At 72.6% G+C, this 17,578-nt stretch carries 17 protein-coding genes; 7 read left to right on the top strand and 10 right to left on the bottom strand.

Annotated features, from left to right (window positions below):
- Nucleotides 1-33: 33 nt before the first annotated feature.
- Both QSK15_RS15635 and QSK15_RS15630 read right to left on the bottom strand, forming a co-directional pair.
- Complete coding sequence (locus QSK15_RS15635; RefSeq protein ID WP_285794915.1) at nucleotides 34-489, bottom strand: cysteine dioxygenase; 456 nt, start codon at nucleotides 487-489, stop codon at nucleotides 34-36.
- A 112-nt stretch (nucleotides 490-601) separates the two neighbouring features.
- A complete protein-coding gene (locus QSK15_RS15630) occupies nucleotides 602-979 on the bottom strand; it encodes a signal peptidase I (RefSeq protein ID WP_279516269.1) in 378 nt (125 codons plus the stop codon).
- A gap of 63 nt (nucleotides 980-1,042) precedes the next feature.
- Here QSK15_RS15630 and QSK15_RS15625 point away from each other — a divergent pair, with 63 nt between their 5' ends.
- Both QSK15_RS15625 and QSK15_RS15620 read left to right on the top strand, forming a co-directional pair.
- Nucleotides 1,043-1,435: an ankyrin repeat domain-containing protein gene (locus QSK15_RS15625; RefSeq protein ID WP_285794914.1), complete on the top strand. Its 393-nt coding sequence runs from the start codon at nucleotides 1,043-1,045 to the stop codon at nucleotides 1,433-1,435.
- A gap of 31 nt (nucleotides 1,436-1,466) precedes the next feature.
- Nucleotides 1,467-2,417, top strand: coding sequence for a DUF3500 domain-containing protein (locus QSK15_RS15620; protein ID WP_285794913.1), 951 nt, complete (start codon nucleotides 1,467-1,469; stop codon nucleotides 2,415-2,417).
- 12 nt (nucleotides 2,418-2,429) lie between these two features.
- On the opposite strand, the gene QSK15_RS15615 is transcribed toward QSK15_RS15620, so the two are convergent.
- The 8 genes from QSK15_RS15615 to QSK15_RS15580 form a co-directional block, all read right to left on the bottom strand.
- A complete protein-coding gene (locus QSK15_RS15615) occupies nucleotides 2,430-3,188 on the bottom strand; it encodes a class I SAM-dependent methyltransferase (protein ID WP_285794912.1) in 759 nt (252 codons plus the stop codon).
- Nucleotides 3,189-3,254: 66 nt separating this feature from the next.
- Nucleotides 3,255-3,449 carry a helix-hairpin-helix domain-containing protein gene (locus QSK15_RS15610; RefSeq protein WP_285794911.1) on the bottom strand — a complete coding sequence of 65 codons (195 nt, stop codon included), beginning with the start codon at nucleotides 3,447-3,449 and terminating at the stop codon, nucleotides 3,255-3,257.
- Nucleotides 3,450-3,586: 137 nt separating this feature from the next.
- Entirely contained in the window at nucleotides 3,587-4,072 is a 486-nt protein-coding gene (locus tag QSK15_RS15605) for a DUF2231 domain-containing protein (protein WP_285794910.1), read from the bottom strand.
- Nucleotides 4,073-4,358: 286 nt separating this feature from the next.
- Complete coding sequence (locus QSK15_RS15600) at nucleotides 4,359-5,099, bottom strand: GAF and ANTAR domain-containing protein (RefSeq protein ID WP_285794909.1); 741 nt, start codon at nucleotides 5,097-5,099, stop codon at nucleotides 4,359-4,361.
- Between the two features lie 181 nt (nucleotides 5,100-5,280).
- Complete coding sequence (gene secA2, locus QSK15_RS15595; protein ID WP_285794908.1) at nucleotides 5,281-7,572, bottom strand: accessory Sec system translocase SecA2; 2,292 nt, start codon at nucleotides 7,570-7,572, stop codon at nucleotides 5,281-5,283.
- Nucleotides 7,573-7,647: 75 nt separating this feature from the next.
- The gene (locus QSK15_RS15590; RefSeq protein ID WP_285794907.1) at nucleotides 7,648-9,453 is read right to left on the bottom strand and encodes an ABC transporter ATP-binding protein; all 1,806 of its coding nucleotides are present in this window, start codon (nucleotides 9,451-9,453) and stop codon (nucleotides 7,648-7,650) included.
- Nucleotides 9,454-9,508: 55 nt separating this feature from the next.
- Entirely contained in the window at nucleotides 9,509-10,597 is a 1,089-nt protein-coding gene (locus QSK15_RS15585) for a zinc-dependent alcohol dehydrogenase (RefSeq protein WP_285794906.1), read from the bottom strand.
- Nucleotides 10,590-11,600 (bottom strand): Gfo/Idh/MocA family protein, encoded by a 1,011-nt coding sequence (locus QSK15_RS15580; RefSeq protein WP_285794905.1) that lies wholly within the window; start codon nucleotides 11,598-11,600, stop codon nucleotides 10,590-10,592. Before QSK15_RS15580 ends, QSK15_RS15585 begins: the two co-directional genes overlap by 8 nt.
- Nucleotides 11,601-11,827: 227 nt before the next feature.
- Between QSK15_RS15580 and QSK15_RS15575 the strand changes: the two genes are divergently transcribed.
- The 5 genes from QSK15_RS15575 (at nucleotide 11,828) to ctaD (ending at nucleotide 17,493) form a co-directional block, all read left to right on the top strand.
- Complete coding sequence (locus tag QSK15_RS15575) at nucleotides 11,828-12,811, top strand: glucosyl-3-phosphoglycerate synthase (RefSeq protein ID WP_285795136.1); 984 nt, start codon at nucleotides 11,828-11,830, stop codon at nucleotides 12,809-12,811.
- Between the two features lie 23 nt (nucleotides 12,812-12,834).
- Nucleotides 12,835-13,974, top strand: a complete 1,140-nt coding sequence (locus QSK15_RS15570; protein WP_285795135.1) for a glycosyltransferase — start codon at nucleotides 12,835-12,837, stop codon at nucleotides 13,972-13,974.
- A 101-nt stretch (nucleotides 13,975-14,075) separates the two neighbouring features.
- Nucleotides 14,076-14,537 carry a DUF4383 domain-containing protein gene (locus QSK15_RS15565; protein ID WP_377621053.1) on the top strand — a complete coding sequence of 154 codons (462 nt, stop codon included), beginning with the start codon at nucleotides 14,076-14,078 and terminating at the stop codon, nucleotides 14,535-14,537.
- Nucleotides 14,538-14,647: 110 nt separating this feature from the next.
- Entirely contained in the window at nucleotides 14,648-15,376 is a 729-nt protein-coding gene (locus QSK15_RS15560; RefSeq protein ID WP_285794904.1) for an ATP-binding protein, read from the top strand.
- Between the two features lie 125 nt (nucleotides 15,377-15,501).
- On the top strand, nucleotides 15,502-17,493 hold the full coding sequence (ctaD, locus tag QSK15_RS15555; protein ID WP_285794903.1) for an aa3-type cytochrome oxidase subunit I: 1,992 nt from the start codon (nucleotides 15,502-15,504) through the stop codon (nucleotides 17,491-17,493).
- The last annotated feature ends 85 nt before the right edge of the window (nucleotides 17,494-17,578 follow it).

The following is a 17,578-nucleotide window of genomic DNA, read 5'->3' as shown; positions in this document are numbered from 1 at the left end:
CTTCCGGTGACAGGGGGATCTCGGTGCGCCGACCTACCAGGACCGGCCGGCCTCGGCGACCTCGGCGACCCGCAACCGACCGTCCAGCAGGTGGTAGCGGGTCATGCGCAGCAGCGCCGGTCGGTAGACGTGCACGCTGACCGCCGGGTCCGCACCCCGGTTGGTCACCCGGTGCACGTGCCGGGGGCCGAACCGCCGGCCGGCACCGGCGGACAGCAGTCGGGGGCGGAGTCGGCCGGCGCTGACGGTCTCCTCGGTGAGCACGCCGGCGACCACCCGGAACGCTCCGGAGGAGCCGCCGTGGTCGTGCAGGTCGGTGCCCTGACCGGGCAGCCAGCTCAGCGCCCACACCTCGTGCTCGTCGCTGACGGCGAGGCGGGCGTACCAACGCTCGGCGGGGTCGAACCGCAGCGCCACCGGCCAGCCGGCCGGGTCGGCCCACCCGGCGGCAACGGTGAGCAGGTCGGGCTCCGGACGGTGGTGCGTCATGGCGGTTCCTCGCGGGTCGTTCGGCGGGGTGCCCTCGTACTCTAGACGGCAAAGCCTATAGGTTTAGTAGGTAATTCCGCCTGTTGGGACGCCGGTCAGCCACACGGGTCGATCAGCGCAGCACCGGCGGGTCCACCCGGTAGCCCGGCAACGACGGCCACCGCACCGTCAACACCACCGACGCGCGCTCGGCGAACCAGGAATGGTCCACCCCACGAGCCCACACCACGTAGTCGCCCGGCGCGGCCAACCGCACCGTCCGGTCCGGCAGCTCCACCCGGAAACACCCCTCGACGAGGACGAGCAACGTGGTGCGCAGCTCGCCGGTCGCCCACCGCGACCGCGCCTGACCCGGCGGATGCACACCCCACTTCACCTCGACATCGGTGCTGTGCCGGATCTCCCCCGGCGGCGCGAAATGCCCGAGCAACCAACCGGCGTTGGTGGCGCCGTCGACACCCGCGTTGCCCACGTACACCGTCTCACCCATCGGATCCCTCCCCAGCGCGCCGGCCGAGCAACCTATCAGCAGCGGTACGACTAACCTGGGGCGGTGACCGACGACCTCGACGCCGAGACGCTGGCGTTCGCGCACCGGATGTTCGACCTGGCCCGGGCCGGCTCCACCGACGAACTGGCGGCACAACTCGACGCCGGCCTGCCGGTCAACCTCACCAACGACAAGGGCGACACGCTGCTCATCCTCGCCGCGTACCACGCCCACCCGGACACGGTGGCCGCCCTGCTCAGCCGCGGCGCCGACCACACCCGGGCCAACGACCGGGGTCAGACCGCGCTGGCCGCGGCGGTCTTCCGCAGCAGCACCGAAGCGGTCCGCGCGCTGCTCGCCGCCGGTGCCGACCCGGCACACGGCAACCCGTCGGCCCTCGAAACCGCGCGCTTCTTCGACCTACCGGAGATGACCGAGCTGCTGCGCGTCGGCTGACACCGGCCCGGCCTGGCGGTATACAGGGTCGGTGGAAGATCCCCTGCCGGAGCAGATGCGGGCCGCCGGCACCGCGCTGCTGACCGCGCTCGACCCCGCCGCCCGCGAGCGCGCCGTGCACTCGTTCGACGACGAGGCGGCCCGCCGCTGGCTGGAATACCGGCCCCGACCCCGACCGGGCGTCTGCCTCGCCGACCTCGACGTCGCCGCCCGCAAGGCCGCGCACCGGCTGCTGGCCACCGCGCTCAGCCCCTCGGCGTACGCGCAGGCCATGGCCATCATCTCCCTGGAGGAGGTGTTGGACCGGGCCGAGGGCTGGCAGCGCGGGCGGCACAGCGCCGATTACTGGGTGGCCGTGTTCGGCGACCCGGCGCGCGACGACCGCTGGGCGTGGCGACTCGAAGGCCACCACCTGTCGGTGAACATGACAGTGGTGGACGGCCAGGTCTCCCCCGCGCCGATCTTCTTCGGCGCCAACCCGGCCGCCGTCCGCTACGCCGGCCGGCCGGTCTCCCGCCCACTGGGTGTCGAGGAGGACCTGGCCCGCGCCCTGCTCGACGCGCTGGGCCCGGCCGAACGGGCCGCCGCCATCATCGCCGACGAGGCGCCGACGGACATCATCAGCGCCACCCGAGGGCGGGTCGACGGGCTGCTGGAGCCCCTCGGCGTGCCGGCGCGGCGGCTCGGGCCGACCGGCCGCGCGCTGCTCGACCAGGTGGTCGCCCTCTACCTCGACCGGCTGCCGCCCGAGCTGGCCATCCGGGAGGCGACCCGACTGGACGCCGGCGCGCTGCACTTCGCCTGGGCCGGCCCGACCCAACCCGGGCGGCGGCACTACTACCGGGTGCAGGGCGACGACCTGCTGATCGAGTACGACAACACCACAGCGGACGGCAACCACGCGCACACCGTGCTGCGTCGCCCCGCCAGCGACTTCGGCGCCGACGTCCTGGCCACCCACCACCACACCCACCCGCACTGACCCGGCGGCGGGTCAGGGGCGGGTGGCCTCGATGAGGAAGCGTTGGGCGTGGGCGACGAAGGGGCCCTCGTCGACGATGCGGCGGTGCAGGTCGGCCAGCGGCGCGCGGTAGCGGTCGACAGTGAACCCGGGCACCGTCCAGATCACCTTGCGCAGGAACCAGACCACCGCGCCGATGTCGGCGAAGGTCGCCCGCAGGGTGGCCCGACGCAGGTCGACCACCCGCAGGCCAGCGGCCTCGGCAGCGGCGGCCGCGTGCTCGGGGTGGCGCTGCGTCGGCGGCGGCAACGGCCCGAGCATCGCCTCACTCAGCTCCCGCATGGTGCCGGCCCCGATCTGCTGGGACAGGAACGTCCCGCCCGGCCGCAGCACCCGGGCCGTCTGCACCCAGTCGGTACGCACCGGATGCCGACTGACCACCAGGTCGAACGAGGCGTCGCGAAACGGCAGCGGCCCGTCCGGCGCGACCGCCACCACCGACGCACCGATCCGACGCAGGGTCCGTCGGGCGACCTCGACGTTCGGCGGCCACGCCTCGGTCGCCGTCAGCAGCTTCGGTCGACGCGGCACCTCGGCGAGCACCTCCCCGCCGCCGGTGTCCACGTCCAGTGCCGCATCGGCGTACGCCATCCGGTCGGCGACGAGCCGGGCGTACCCCCAGGGTGGACGTTCCTCGGTGGCCCGGCCGGCCAGCCAACCGAAGCCCCAACCATCGACGGGCGCCGCGGCGGCCTCCGCGATCAGGTCCTCGGCGTCACGCTCGACAGTCATGGGGGGCAGCCTCGCGGCCGGCCACCCCGGCGGCAACCCATTTGCCGTCGGCCGGGCGGCGGCGGCTCAGCCGAGACCGAGCTTGTGCTCTTCGAGGGCGGCCTGCAGGATGCCGAGCGCCTTCGGGCCCATGCCGTGCAGCCTGGCCAGATCCGCCCGGGGAACGCCCGCGAGCTGACGCAACGCCGTGTAGCCGGCGCCGTGCAGGGCCCGGGTGGCCGGCGCACCGATCTTCGGCAGCGTGTCCAGCGAAGAGGTCATCCGCGGATGGTAGACCGGCCGAGGGCCCGGATGCTCGACCCCGTGCGGGCGACTCGACGCCGGGCGGGCGACTCGACGCCGGGCGGGCGACCAGCGGTCCGGCTCACGCGCCCGACGATCCCGGCAGGCGGGTCGGGTCAGGGGCGGGCGATCTCGCCGGTGGAGCCGGCGAGCGCGTCCAGGCCGCCAGCCTCCACACGGCCGCTGTCGAACTGACGCATCAGCCGGGCGCCCAGGTGCACGCCGACCCCGCCCACGGCCAACGCGACCAGCTCGGTGACCAGGATCGCGACCGAGGCGCCGCGCTGCGGGGAATGTGACCGAACCAGGCAGGTGAGCAGGAACATGGCGGCCATCACCGCGTTCACCAGGTTGAAGGCGACGGCGGTGCGGCGGGTGTGGTCACCCGGCACGTCCCACAGGTCGACCATGCCGGCCACGGCGGTCAGCGCGGCGGCGACGAGCGCGGCGATGCCCGTCCAATACCCGACCTCGCCGAAGAACGCGGGCCCGCCGACGACGTCGGTGAGGTCGAAGACGGTGGCACTGACGAACAACCCGAGCGGGAACGTCACCAGCATCGGTTGGATCGGATGCCCCTGCACCCGCAGCCGGCTCTGCATCGGTCCTCCCCCGGGTCGGCGCAGCTCACCTGACCAGAGTGCTACCCGGGGTCGGTCGAGACGAAACGAAACGGTCCGACTCGCCGCTGACCGGACGAACGGACACCACCCGCCCTGATCCACTCGCGTTTCAGGAAACCGCGCCATCCGGGCGGCCGGGACACCCCGCCATCCGGACGATCAACTCGGCTTTCAGGAAGCCGCGCCGTCCCACCGGCCCGGATACCCCGCCTTCAAGAAACACGAGTCGATCACCGCGGGGACCGCGCGGGGCGGCGCGGGGTGGTCAGGTGTCGCGGGAGCGGGAGACCGTCCGGACCAGCCGTTCGGCCACCTCACGCAGCGGTATGTCCAGTGACGACGCGGCGGTCCGCAGCACGTCGAGGGCCTCGGCCGGCGGGCAACCGCGCTGCGTCATGATCACGCCGACGGCCTGGCCGACCACTCCGTCCTGCAGGAGCGAGGCGTCCCGAACACCTGCGAGGGTGAGCTGCCGGCTGCGGTCGCGGACGGCGGCGAGCAGCAGTCCGGCGTGTTCGGCGAGCAGCATCGCGGTCAACTGGTGTTGCGGGGTCAACAGGTCCGGCGCGGCGGCGTACAGGTTGATCGCTCCGATCACCTGGTCGTCGATGTCGACCGGGGCGGAGATCACCCCGCGTACGCCGAGGTCGCGGGCGCGAGTCGTCCAGGCCGGCCAGCGGGGCTCACCGTCCAGGTCAGCGGCGAGGATCATCTCGCGGCGGCGGATCGCGCTCATCGCCGGCGAGTCCGGTCCGTGTCGCAGGTCGTCGAGCCCGGCCAGTCCTTCGTCGGAGGCGGCCACCCCGGCCGGCTCGCCGGCCCGCAGCGCGGTGAACCCGCACCAGCGCACCCCGGCGACGGCGTCCCGGGTGACCCGGACCAGGGCCAGTAGAGCCTCATCAAAGTCGGTCAGGGCGATGAGCCCAGCGGTCAACTCCCGTAACAGCGCGGCTGCTTCCAGGACGCCGAGGGTCTGCACCACCGGTTCCCGCGTGTCGAGGTTCACGGGTGTGCAGCCTCCGTGCCGTTCCGCGCCTGCCCGGCACGCCTCGTCACCTGTGTCATCGTCTGCTCTCTCCCGACTCGACCGACCAGCCCTACTACCCTCGGAAACCCGGGTCGAAACGGCGTAAATCGGGGCCCCTGCCGCGCCTGAAGGCGCACCTGGGGCCCCGACGTCCGGTAACTCAGCGCGAGGTGCCGCTGAGCCGCCGCCCGATCGACGCGATCAGGCGGTCGAGCTCGGACCCGAACGGGTTGTCGTGCACCAGGTACGTCCACGTGGCGGTGGGCCGGACCAGGGTGCCGTCCTCGGGCTGCCAGTCCTCATCGAATTCGGTCTCGTTGAAGGTGGCGATGGTGCGGGCCTCGATCTCCGGGACCAGATCGTTGAACGCGGGCACCGCAGCCCGGTGGAACTCGTCCAGCGGGTCGAGCCGGCCCAGCGCGCGCAGGTGCACGCCCTCGCGGACCTCCGACAACTCGGCCAGGTGGTCGGCCCAGAGCCGGTCCAGGTGGTAGAGCGCGATCGACCGGGCGGCGCGGGCGAGCAGGTCCTCGTCCATCTCGCCGGCCTTCTCCGGCTCCTTCTCGAGCAGCATCACCGCTGCCACGTCACTGGTCAGCAGTCGCTCCCGCCGTGCGGCGAGGGCCTTGCGCTGCTGCTCGATCACCACGCTGTAGCGCCAGGTGTTGCGGTGGATCTCGTGGTTGACGCCCTCGGCGACCCGCTGGGCGTGCTCCACCGCGTAGTCGACCTGATCGTCAGTGACCAGGCCGTCGGCGTTCATCCGGGGCGAGGCCGGCACCGAGTCGGCGGCGTGCCGGACGACGAGATCGTCCTCCAGGCTGACGAAGAAGACCGAGCCGCCCGGGTCGCCCTGCCGGCCGGCCCGACCGCGCAACTGGTCGTCCACCCGGCGGCTGTCGTGCCGGCCGCTGCCGATCACGTAGAGCCCGCCCAGCTCGGCGACCCGATCCCTGTCGCTCTGGTCGCTGCCACCGAGCCGGATGTCGACGCCCCGGCCGGCCATCTGGGTGGAGACGGTGACCGCGCCGTACGCGCCGGCCTCGGCGATGATCGCCGCCTCCTCGTCGTCGTTCTTGGCGTTCAGCACCACGCAGGGCACCCCGGCGGCGTTCAGCCCGGCGGCCAGCCCCTCGGACTCCTTGACGTCCAGGGTGCCGACCAGCACCGGCCGCCCCTTGGCGTGCGCGCGCTGGATCTCGTCGACGAGCGCTTCGTCCTTCTCGGCCCGGGTGGCGTAGATGCGGTCCGGCTCGTCCTCACGGATGCACGGGGTGTTCGGCGGGATCACCGCGACCTCGAGGTTGAAGAACTCCCGCAACTGGTCGCCGACGTGCACCGCGGTGGCGGTCATCCCGCACACCTTCGGGTAGAGCGCGATGTACGCCTGCATGGCGATGGTGCCGAGCACCTCGCCCTCGGCGGTGGCGTCCAGCCCCTCCTTGGCCTCGACAGCGGCCTGGAGGCCGTCCGGCCAGCGGCGGCGCTGGGCCACCCGGCCACGCATCTCGTCGACCAGCTCGACGGTGCCGTCCCGGACGATGTAGTCCACGTCACGGTGCAGCAGGGCGTGGGCGTGCAGCGCCACGTTGACCGCGGAGAGCTGCGCGACGTGCTCCTCGTCGTACAGGTCGATGCCGAGCTTGGCCTCGATGGCGGCCAGGCCGGCGGAGGTGAACGCCACGCTCCGCCCGTCCTCGGCGACCGTGTAGTGCTTGCCCTTGCGCAGGCCACGGACCAGCGCGGCGGCGGCGTGCACCGGGTCCTGCTCGCCCGGCACCGCGCCGGCCAGGACCATCGGCACCCGGGCCTCGTCGATCATGATCGAGTCGGCCTCGTCGACGATGGCGGTGCTCAGCGCGGGCTGCACCCGGTCTTCCACGTCGGTGACCAGCTGGTCGCGCAGGTAGTCGAAGCCCGCCTCGCTGACCGAGACGTAGGTGACGTCGCAGGCGTACGCGTCGCGCCGCTCCTGCGGGGTGGACGCCTCGTTGACCCAGCCGACGGTGAGGCCGAGCAGGGTGTAGACCGGCTCCATCCACTGGGCGTCGCGGCGGGCCAGGTAGTCGTTGATGGTGAGCACGTGCACCGGGCCGTTGCCGAGCCGGACGTGCCCGTACGCGGCGATCGTGGCGGTCAGTGTCTTGCCCTCACCGGTGGCCATTTCGGCGACCTTGCCGGAGAGCAGCGACATCGCGCCGAGCAGCTGCACGTCGTACGGCCGCTGGTCGAGCCCACGGCGGGCGGCCTCGCGGCCGACGGCGCAGATCTCCTCGTAGTCGGCGGCGACGCCCGCGGCCTGGGTCAGCTCGGCGTCGTCGAGCGCGGCGAGCTCAGCCTCGCGCGCCTCGATCGCCGGGAGCAGTTTCTCCAGCGGAGCAAGATCCACGGTCGAGCCGGGGCGCTGGAGGAACCGCCGGAACTTGCTCTTGAACCGTTGAGACACACCCATGAGCGGCAACGGTACGCGATTCGGGGCACCATGTGCGGCCCGGCCGCCCGGCAAGTCGGCGGCACCGGGGCGGAGTCAGCCGACCAGCAGCTGGTGGCTGGCGAGCTCCCGGTACAGCGGGTCGGTGGCGGTCAGTTCGGCATGGGTGCCGACGGCCACCACCCGGCCGCCGTCGAGGACGACGATCTGGTCGGCGTCGACCACCGTGGCGAGCCGGTGCGCCACGATCAACAGCGTCCGGCGGACGGCCACGGCGTCGATGGCGCGGCGCAGCGCGACCTCGTTGCGCGAGTCGAGGTTGCTGGTCGGCTCGTCCAGCAGCAGCACCGGCGGGCCGGCGAGCAGCGCGCGGGCGATGGCCAGTCGCTGCCGTTCACCCCCGGAGAGCAGGACGCCACCCTCCCCCACCTGCACGTCGAGGCCCTGCGGGGTGCGCTGCGCCAGGTGTCCCAGGTTGACAGCGTCGAGGACCTCGCGCAGCCGGTCGTCGGCGGCGTCCGGGGTGGTGATCAGCAGGTTCTCCCGCAGCGTGCCGGCCAGCACGGGGGCCTCCTGCTCGACGTAGCCGAGCCGGGCCCGCAGCGCGTCGCGGGGCAGGTCCCGCACGTCGGTGCCGTCGAGTCGGATCGTGCCGGCGCTGACCTCGTAGAACCGCTCGACCAGGGCCAGCAGGGTGGACTTCCCGGCGCCGGAGGGGCCGACCAGGGCGGTCCGGGTGCCGGCGGGCACCGCGAAGGTGACCTCGTGCAGCACCGGCTCGCCACCCGGGTAGCCGAAGCCCACCCGGTCGAACTCGATCATCGGGGTCGGGCGGCGGGAGGTCGCCGTCGCGGTGGCGGGCGCCGGCCGGTCGTCCGCGCCCTCCGCGGGCACGGCGAGGATCTCCTCGATCCGCTGCAGGGCGCCCAGGCCGGACTGCAACTGGGTGTACGCCCGCAGCACCTGACCCAGCGGCAGCGCCAGCAGGAACAGGTACATGACGAACGCGACCAGGTCACCGACGGAGATCGCCCCGGCGGCGACCCGCGCCCCTCCGATGCCGAGCACCAGCAGGAACGCGCCCTGCACGGTGACCGAGCCGATCGGGCCGACCAGCGCCTGCACGCGGGCCACCCGCAGCCCCGCCGCGTACGCCTCCCGGGCGCTGCCGGTGACGGTCTGCGTCTCCCGGGTCTCGGCGCGGCTGGCCCGGATGGTCCGCGCCGCCGAGATGGCCCGTTCCACCGCCGAGGTCATCTCACCGATCCGCTCCTGGGCGGTCCGGGCCAGCGCCCGGACCCGGCGGGCGAAGGTGGCGGCGAAGGCCAGCCCCAGCGCCACCCCGAGCAGGGTGACGCCGAACAGCAGCGGGTCGAGCAGCACCATGGCCGTGCCGGCGCCGACCACCGTCACCGCCCCGGTGACCGTCTCGAAGAGCCCGGAGGTGACGACAGCGCGCAGCAGCGTGGTGTCCGAGCCGACCCGGGAGAGCAGGTCGCCGGTGCGCCGGCTGTCGTACTCGGCGATGGGCAGCCGTAGCAGGTGACCGGCCAGCCGACGCCGGGTGCCCAGCACCAGCCCTTCGGCGGTGCGTTGCAGCAGGTAGTCGCGCAGCCCGCCGATCGCCGCGCCGAGCACCACGAGGGCCACCAGCACCGCCACCAGCTCGGACACCCCCTGCTCGGCGCCGATCCGGTCGAGCACGGACCGGGTGAGCAGCGGCTGCGCCAGCGACGCCGCCGAGCCGACCAGCGACAGGACGCCCACCACGACCAGGGTGCCGCGGTGCTCCCGCAGGTACGGCAGCAGCGCGCGCAGGCCGACCGGCCGGCCCGCGGCGGCCCCGCCGCCCGGCCGGTCTGTCGCGGTGCCGCCGGCCGGCCGGTGCGTCGAGGTGCTCATGCCGGGAACGGTAGTCCGCCGTGTCACCAGGACGGGCGCGCTCCGGCCCGTCGGGTCAGGTGGCGAGCACCACCTGGAGTTCCTGCCGGCGACGCTCGGCCAGGTCGGTGAGGAGAGCGGGGGCCTCGTCGAAGGGGACCACCGCCGAGACGAGGTGCTTGCGGATCGTGTCGCCGTACGCGCGGAGCAGGTCGATGGTCTCGGCGGAGAGCCGTTCGCGGTCCCAGGTGGGTGCGAGCCCGCGCGGCACCCTTCCGATCTGGGCACAGCGCAGCGACAACCCGTTGTGGTGGAACTCCTCACCGAGGCGGACCGCGTCCGCGCCGCCCTGGTAGAAGGCGAGGTCGATGACCGTGCCCTGGGGGCGCAGCAGCCGCAGGGCGAGGTGCAACGCCCACGCCTGCCCCCGGCACTGGAACACCACGTCGGCGCCCCGGTCGCCAGCGGTGTGCGCCCAGCGGGTCTTCAGCACGACCGCCGGGTCGTCCGCGTCCGGGTCGAGAGTTTCCAGGCCGAGCGCCTCGGCGATCTGCCGGCGGTGCGGGGTCGGGTCGAGCACCACCACCGACGCGGCGCCGTTGCGCCGGGCGAACAACGCCGTCAGCAACGCCACGACACCGGCGCCGACGACGGCGACCCGTCGGCCGCGTACCCCGTCGCCGAGCGCCCGGACGTCGGTGCCGTGCAGGTCGGCGGCGGCGTGCAGCAGCCCGTTGGCGCAGATCGGGCCCATGTGCGCGGCGTACACGCCGAGCAGTGGGTCCAGGTCGTCGGGCAGCGCCACGAACCGTTCGGCGACCGGGTCGGCCAGCCAACCGGTGCGGTGCCCGTACGTCATGGCACCGACGGTGCCCACCGCGACGGCCGGCGTTTCGCTCTCCATCACCCGGCCGACCTGCATGTAGCCCAGTCGCGTCACCGGGTAGGGGGTGCTGGCCGGGCCCGGCTGGAACAGCCCCAGGTCGGCGTTCCAGGTGACGTTCAGGTAGGGGTTCGTGCCCTTGACGTAGCTCAGCTCGGTGCCGGCGGAGACACCGCTGAACAGCGTCTCGACCCGGAACGTGCCGGGACGCAGCGGTGCGGCGTCCTGTTCGACCAGATCGACCTGGCCGGGACCGGTGACCACCACGACCTTGTCACGCATCGACGGTCACCCCGCTGGTGAGCACCGCCGGCGCGGTCGCGGTGGCGAGCCGCACGGTCGTGCCGGTACGGGCCGAGTCGGCCACCGCGAGGGCCAGGCGTTGGGTCGCGAGGGCCTCGGCGTACGGGACGCGCACGTCGTCGCCGATGCCTCGGACGGCGTCGACGAAGGCGCGGTCCACCGCCACCCGGGCGGCTTCCGGGTCGGCGGGGAGGTGTCGTTCGCCGTCGGCGTCGCGGATCGACAGCCCGTCCTCGGTGATCGCGAGGGCCAGCCCGTCGGCGAGGATCTCCAGGCCGGCGCGGTGCTTCCAGCCGAGGACGCAGGCGGCGCTGAGCGTGCCGACCGCACCGTCGGTGAAGCGCAGTGCGGCGGTGGTCACCGAGTCGATGTCGGCGCCGTCGACCGGCGGCGGTGTGCCGTTGCCGTACGCGGTGACCTCGGTGACCTCGCCGGCCAGCACGCGGATCAGGTCGAGCACGTGGGCGGCCTGCTCGACCACCGGGCCGCCGGAGCGGTCCCGCCGCGACCACCACGCCACCGGGGGCACCTTGTCCAGCCAGGCGCCGCTGACCATCCGCACCGGGCGGTCGGCGAGCAGGTCGCGGGCCTGGTCGAGCACGCTCAGGTAGCGCCAGTGGTGGCCGACGGCGGTGCGCAGCCCGCGTCGCGCGACCAGGTCGGCGATCCGCTCGGCGGTGTCCAGGTCGACAGCGACGGGCTTCTCCACGAACATCGGCACCCCGGCCTCGATGATCGCCTCCTCGGCGGGGCCGTGCGCGAACGGGGGCACGCAGACGTACACGGCGTCCAGGCCGGCGGCCAGCAGTTCGCCGACGTGGGCGCAGGCCCGCCCCTCGTGCTGGGCGGCCAGCGCGGACGCGGCCTCCGGCGCGACGTCGGTGACGCCGACCAGTTCGACGTCGTCGAACCCGGCCAGTACCCGCGCGTGGCGCTGCGCCACGCCGCCGGCTCCGACCAGACCCACCCGGCATTTCCGCATCCCGACACCCCTTCGAAGACTTTTCAGCTGCGCTGGGAGCAGTCCCCTGGGGTGTGCGCAATCAAACGTTCATCCCCCGGGAACGCGCTGACGTCCCCTCTGTGATCAAGCTGTTGCCAGCAAAGCGGTTAGCGGGTGATGCGGAATGGGAACAACCAAATTCGGTTTTTCCACGCACGAATGGAGGGGTGCCCGTGCGGGATACGACATCGAGCGTGTCACCGGTGGTGGAGGCGTGGGCCACGTACCGGACGACGTCGGCCGCGGACTGGCCGACCCGTCGGCTGATGCGTGCCAAGGGTGAGACCCGGGTCAGCGTGGTGCTGCCGGCGCGCAACGAGGAGGCCACCGTCGGCGCGATCGTGTCGACGATCCGCGAACACCTCATGGATCGGGTCGCCCTGGTCGACGAGCTGATCGTGGTGGATTCCCGCTCGACGGACCGGACCGCGCAGGTGGCCCGCGCCGCCGGCGCGGAGGTGGTCAGCCAGGACGCGATGACCCGCGGGTTGCCCCGGCTCACCGGCAAGGGCGACGCGCTCTGGGCCGGGCTGGCCGCCGCCGAGGGGGACGTGGTGGCGTTCATCGACGCCGACCTGCGGGAGTTCCGGCCGCACTTCGTCAGTGGGCTGCTCGGACCGCTGCTGACCGACCCGTCGGTCGACTTCGTCAAAGGCTTCTACCACCGACCCCTGGTGGGCACCGCCAACGTGGAGCCCGACGGTGGGGGCCGGGTGACCGAGTTGATGGCCCGTCCGCTGCTCAACCTCTTCTGGCCCGAGCTGGCCGGTTTCGTGCAGCCCCTCGCGGGCGAGTACGCGGGCCGCCGCGACGTGCTGGCCCAGGTGCCGTTCGTCTCCGGGTACGGAGTGGAGACGGCCATGATGATCGACCTGCTCGATCTGGTCGGCCTGGACGCGCTGGCGCAGGTCGACCTCGGTGAGCGCAAGCACCGGCACCAGGACACCGCCGCCCTGGGTCGGATGTCCGCGCAGATCATGTTGACCGCCTGGACCCGGTTGCAACGGCGCGGCTGGGCCACCCCCGGGCTGGTGCCGGAGGCGTTGCTGACCCAGTTCCGTCGCGGCGGCTCGGACACCCTGCCGAACCTGGACCGGGAGATCGTGGTCAGCGACGTTTCCATCGAGGAACGCCCGCCGTTGGCCGAACTGCGCCACCGGGTTCCCCGCCGCCGGGTGGCCGCCGCGTGAGCGCGCAGAGCCTCACCGTCCTGATGAACGCCGGCCCGTGGCTGTCGGTGCCACCGCCCGGCTACGGCGGCATCGAGAACGTGATCGCCACCCTGGTGCCGGAGCTGCGGCGGCTGGGCGTACGGGTGGTGCTCGCCTCGGTGGGCAGCAGCACGCTACCGGTCGACGAGCAGGTCTCGGTCTTCGCCGACGGGCAGTTCGCCGCGTTGCAACGGCCGTACAACCAGGTCTGTGGGATCGCCCAGGCGCACCTGGCCGGGGTGGTCCGTGAGCTGCACTCCCGCGACGACATCGACCTGGTGCACGATCATGTCGAGGCGGTCGGGCTGGCCACCCTCGCCGCGATGGGGCCGGCGGGACCGCCGACCCTGCACACGCTGCACTGGGACCTGGCCAAGCACCCGGCGCTCTACGGCAGCCTGGACGGTGGCGACCGGGTCCGGGTCAACGGCGTCTCCGCGTCGCAGCTGGCTCGCGCCCCGCTGGCGCTGCGGGAGCACTCGGTGGGGCACGTGCACCTGTCCACCCCGCTGGCGGTCGACGCCGACCGGCGACCCCGGGCCGAGAAGAGCGAGCACCTGCTCATCCTGGGTCGGATCAACCCCGGCAAGGGGCAGGACGTGGGTGCCCGGCTCGCGCACCGGGTCGGTCTTCCGCTGGTGCTGGCCGGCCCGGTCGGGCCGTACCATCGGCCGGCCGATCTGGCCGCGGCGGGCGACGAGGCCCGGCAGAACCCGGACGTGCGGTTCTTCCTCGACGAGGTGGCCCCGCACGTCGACGGTGACCTGGTCCGCTGGGTCGGCACGGTGGCCGGCCAGGAGCGCGACGACCTGCTGGCCAGTGCCCGCGCGTCGCTGTTCCCGCTGCGGTGGGAGGAGCCGGGCGGCACGGCGGTCGTCGAGTCGCTCGCCCTGGGGACACCGGTGGTGGCGACGGCCCGGGGGTGCCTGCCGGAGCTGATCGAGCACGGTCGCACCGGGCTGCTCACCACCGACGAGGAGGAGTTGGGCGATCTTCTGCTCGCCGCCGAGTTGCTCGACCCGGACGAGTGCCGGCGGGTCGCCGCGCAGCGCTTCACGCCCGCGGTGATGGCTCAGCGCTACGTCGAGCTGTACGAGCGGGTCCGGCAGTCGGCGCGCGCTCCGCGGTTGCTGCCGGCCTGACCGACGGCAGCGACCACCGGCGCGCGCGGCCAGCCGGTTTGTCGGTAGCGGCAGCGGGTAGCCGGCAGCGCTCATGTCCGCCGTGCGACGAGGAGCCGGGAATGGTCGGACCGATGGCGCACTCCCGGGCCCGGGCCAACCCGGCGGACGGTAAACCACCGGTCCGGCGCGCGGCATCGACGGTGGCGGTGCTGTTCCTGCTGCTCGGCGTGCTCGGCTTCGTGCCGGGGATCACCAGCGGCATGGACGCGCTGCGCTTCGCCGGCCACGCTTCGGGCGCGTACCTGTTCGGTGTCTTCCAGGTGTCGGTGCTGCACAACCTGGTGCAGCTGGCGTTCGGGGTGGCGGGTCTGCTGCTGGCGCGGACGGTCACCGGCGCCCGGGCGTTCCTGATTGGCGGCGGCGCGGTGCTCCTGGTGCTCTGGCTCTACGGGCTGGTGGTGGACCAGGACACGGCGGCGAACGTGCTGCCGGTCAACGACGCCGACGGCTGGCTGCACCTGACGCTCGGCGTGGTCATGATCGCGTCGGGTGCGCTGACCCGCCGCCGGCCTGGTCGCTGACCGGCCGAGTTGTGGCGCGTGACCTGTCTCGCGTCGCCGTCGGTCCGGTTTGATCGGGAACGGCGTCGGGTAGTTGGCAGATCCCGACCCAGCAGCGAATTGAGGCGCCGATGTCGAGCGGGATCACCTGCGAGGTGCGCACCACGGCACCGGTGGCGGTCGTCCGGCTCACCGGCCCGTTGCACCTCGGCACGATGCGTTCGGTGCATCAGGTGCTCAGCGACGCGCTCGTCGACCAGCCGGAGGCGCTGGTGGTCGACATGGCCGGGGTGACCGTCGAGGACCGGCTGGCGCTGTCGGTGTTCGCCGCGGCCGCCCGGCGGGCCGAGGAGTGGCCGGCCGTGCCGGTGCTGCTCTGTGCCCCGTCGCCGGTGGCGGCACGGTGGCTGGCCGAGTCGAGCACCTGCCGGGTGCTCCCGGTGTCCGCGGACTGCGCGGAGGCGACCCGGTTGGCCGACGCGTCGTCCGCGCTACGGATACGGGCCCGGCTGGAGCCGGTGGCCGAGGCCTGCCGGCGGGCCCGGGAGTTGGTCACCGACGCGTGCGCGCGGTGGAACCTGCCCGACGCGTCCGGCCCGGCCGCGTTGGTGCTCAGCGAACTGGTCGGCAACGTGGTCCGGCACGCCGGCACGCCCATGCAGGTGACGGTGACCCTGCGCCGACCGTACCTGCACCTGGCGGTGGTGGACGGCAGCAGCGCCCAGGCGCGGGCGGGCGGCACGGACCTGCGCGCCGAGGGCGGGCGCGGGCTGATGCTGGTCCGGGAGCTGGCCCAGCGGTGGGGCAGCGTGCCGGCCGGTCAGGGCAAGGCCGTCTGGGCGATGCTGCCGGCGACCTGACGGTTCGAGGCGCTTGCGCCCGGTACCAGCGTTCTGACCGAATTTACCGCTCTGGCCTGGTTACATGGTGCGAGGGTCGGGTAGGCACGCCCGTCCTTTCTGCCGTCACGACGGGGTGAGCAGTCATGCCCAAGCGGGTAACCACGGAACCCGGTCGCGATCGGGGCCCGGCGATCCTGGCACCGGCCCGGTTCGGGGGGGTCCCGGGAGCGGTACGAACACCGATCCCCGGCAACTCCTTGATCAAGTTCCTGGCCACCACCGACCACAAGCAGATCGGCCTGCTGTATCTGCTGACCTCCTTCGCGTTCTTCGTGTTGGCCGGCCTGGAGGCGATGGTGATGCGGGCCGAACTGGCCCGCCCAGGGATGCAGTTCCTCTCCCCCGAGCAGTACAACCAGCTCTTCACCTCGCACGGCGCGGTGATGCTGCTGCTGTTCGCCACGCCCGCGGCCTTCGGGTTCGCCAACTACATCGTGCCGATCCAGATCGGCGCGCCGGACGTGTCGTTCCCCCGCCTCAACGCGCTGGCCTACTGGTTGTACCTGTTCGGCGGGCTGATGGTGGTCGGCGGCTTCCTCACCCCACAGGGCTCGGCCGACTTCGGCTGGACCGCCTACACCCCACTGAGCAGCGTCGAGAACTCCCCCGGGGTGGGCGCGAACATGTGGGTGCTCGGCCTGGTCGTCTCCGGGCTCGGCACCATCCTCGGCGCGGTCAACCTGATCACCACGATCCTCACCCTGCGCGCGCCCGGCATGACCATGTTCCGGATGCCGATCTTCACCTGGAACATGCTGTTCACCAGCGTGCTGGTGATCCTCGTCTTCCCACTGCTGGCCGCCGCGCTGCTGGCACTCTCCGCCGACCGGTTGCTCAACGCGCACGTGTACGACGCGGCCACCGGCGGCCCGATGCTCTGGCAGCACCTGTTCTGGTTCTTCGGCCACCCCGAGGTCTACATCATCGCGTTGCCGTTCTTCGGCATCATCACCGAGATCATTCCGGTGTTCTCCCGCAAACCGCTCTTCGGCTACACCGGGATCGTCCTGGCCACCGTCGCCATCACCGTGCTGTCGATGACGGTGTGGGCGCACCACATGTTCGCCACCGGTCAGGTGCTCCTGCCGTTCTTCAGCATCCTGAGTTACCTGATCGCGGTGCCGACCGGTGTGAAGTTCTTCAACTGGATCGGCACCATGTGGAAGGGGCAGCTCACCTTCGAGACGCCGATGCTGTTCGCCATCGGCTTCCTGGTCACCTTCCTGCTCGGTGGGCTCACCGGGGTGCTGCTGGCCAGTCCGCCAGTCGACTGGCACACCCACGACAGCTACTTCGTGGTGGCGCACTTCCACTACGTGGTGTTCGGCACCGTGGTCTTCGCCCTCTTCGGCGGCTACTACTTCTGGTGGCCCAAGATGACCGGGCGGCTGCTCGACGAACGGCTCGGCAAGGCGCACTTCTGGACCATGTTCATCGGCTTCCACGGCACCTTCCTGGTGCACCACTGGCTGGGCAACGAGGGCATGCCGCGCCGGTACGCCGACTACCTACCCACCGACGGGTTCACCACCCTGAACACGATCTCCACCATCTTCTCGTTCATCCTCGGTGTGTCCACCCTCTTCTTCATCTACAACGCCTGGAAGTCCTGGCGGTACGGGGCGATGGTGACGGTGGACGACCCGTGGGGCTTCGGCAACTCCCTGGAATGGGCCACCAGCTGCCCGCCGCCGCTGCGCAACTTCGACCAGATGCCCCGGATCCGCTCCGAACGTCCGGCGTTCGACCTGAAGTACGGCCCGCTCGTCGCCGATCTCGGCCGCGACCTGCCGCAGCGCACCACCAAGCCGCCGCAGCACTTCGCCGAGGAGCTTCGGATGGAGCACCACGTCCCGGAGTCGCCGGCCGCCGAGGGCGCGCACGGAGCCCGCGAAGCGGCCGACTACCAACCGGCGCCGCGCTCCGGCGCGCGCCCGGTGGACGTGCCGGAGCCCGAGGGCGTCCGCCGGCCGAGCTTCGAGCAGAGCGACCCGCCGCAGGACGCCGAGGACGCGCCGAAGCCGCACGAGCGCTGGCGGCACCCGCACAGCGACGGCAACCCCGAAGAGCGCTGACCAGAGGTACGCCAGCAGCAGGGCCGACACCCAGCCGGGTGTCGGCCCTTCGCCTGTGCGGGCGCTCTCCTTCGCGGCCTGCTCG

The sequence above is a fragment of the Micromonospora sp. NBRC 107095 genome, from assembly GCF_030269705.1.
Taxonomy (GTDB): Bacteria; Actinomycetota; Actinomycetes; order Mycobacteriales; family Micromonosporaceae; genus Micromonospora; species Micromonospora parva.
Note: the sequence above shows the minus strand (reverse complement) of the source record. Positions and strands in the feature narration are given on the sequence as shown.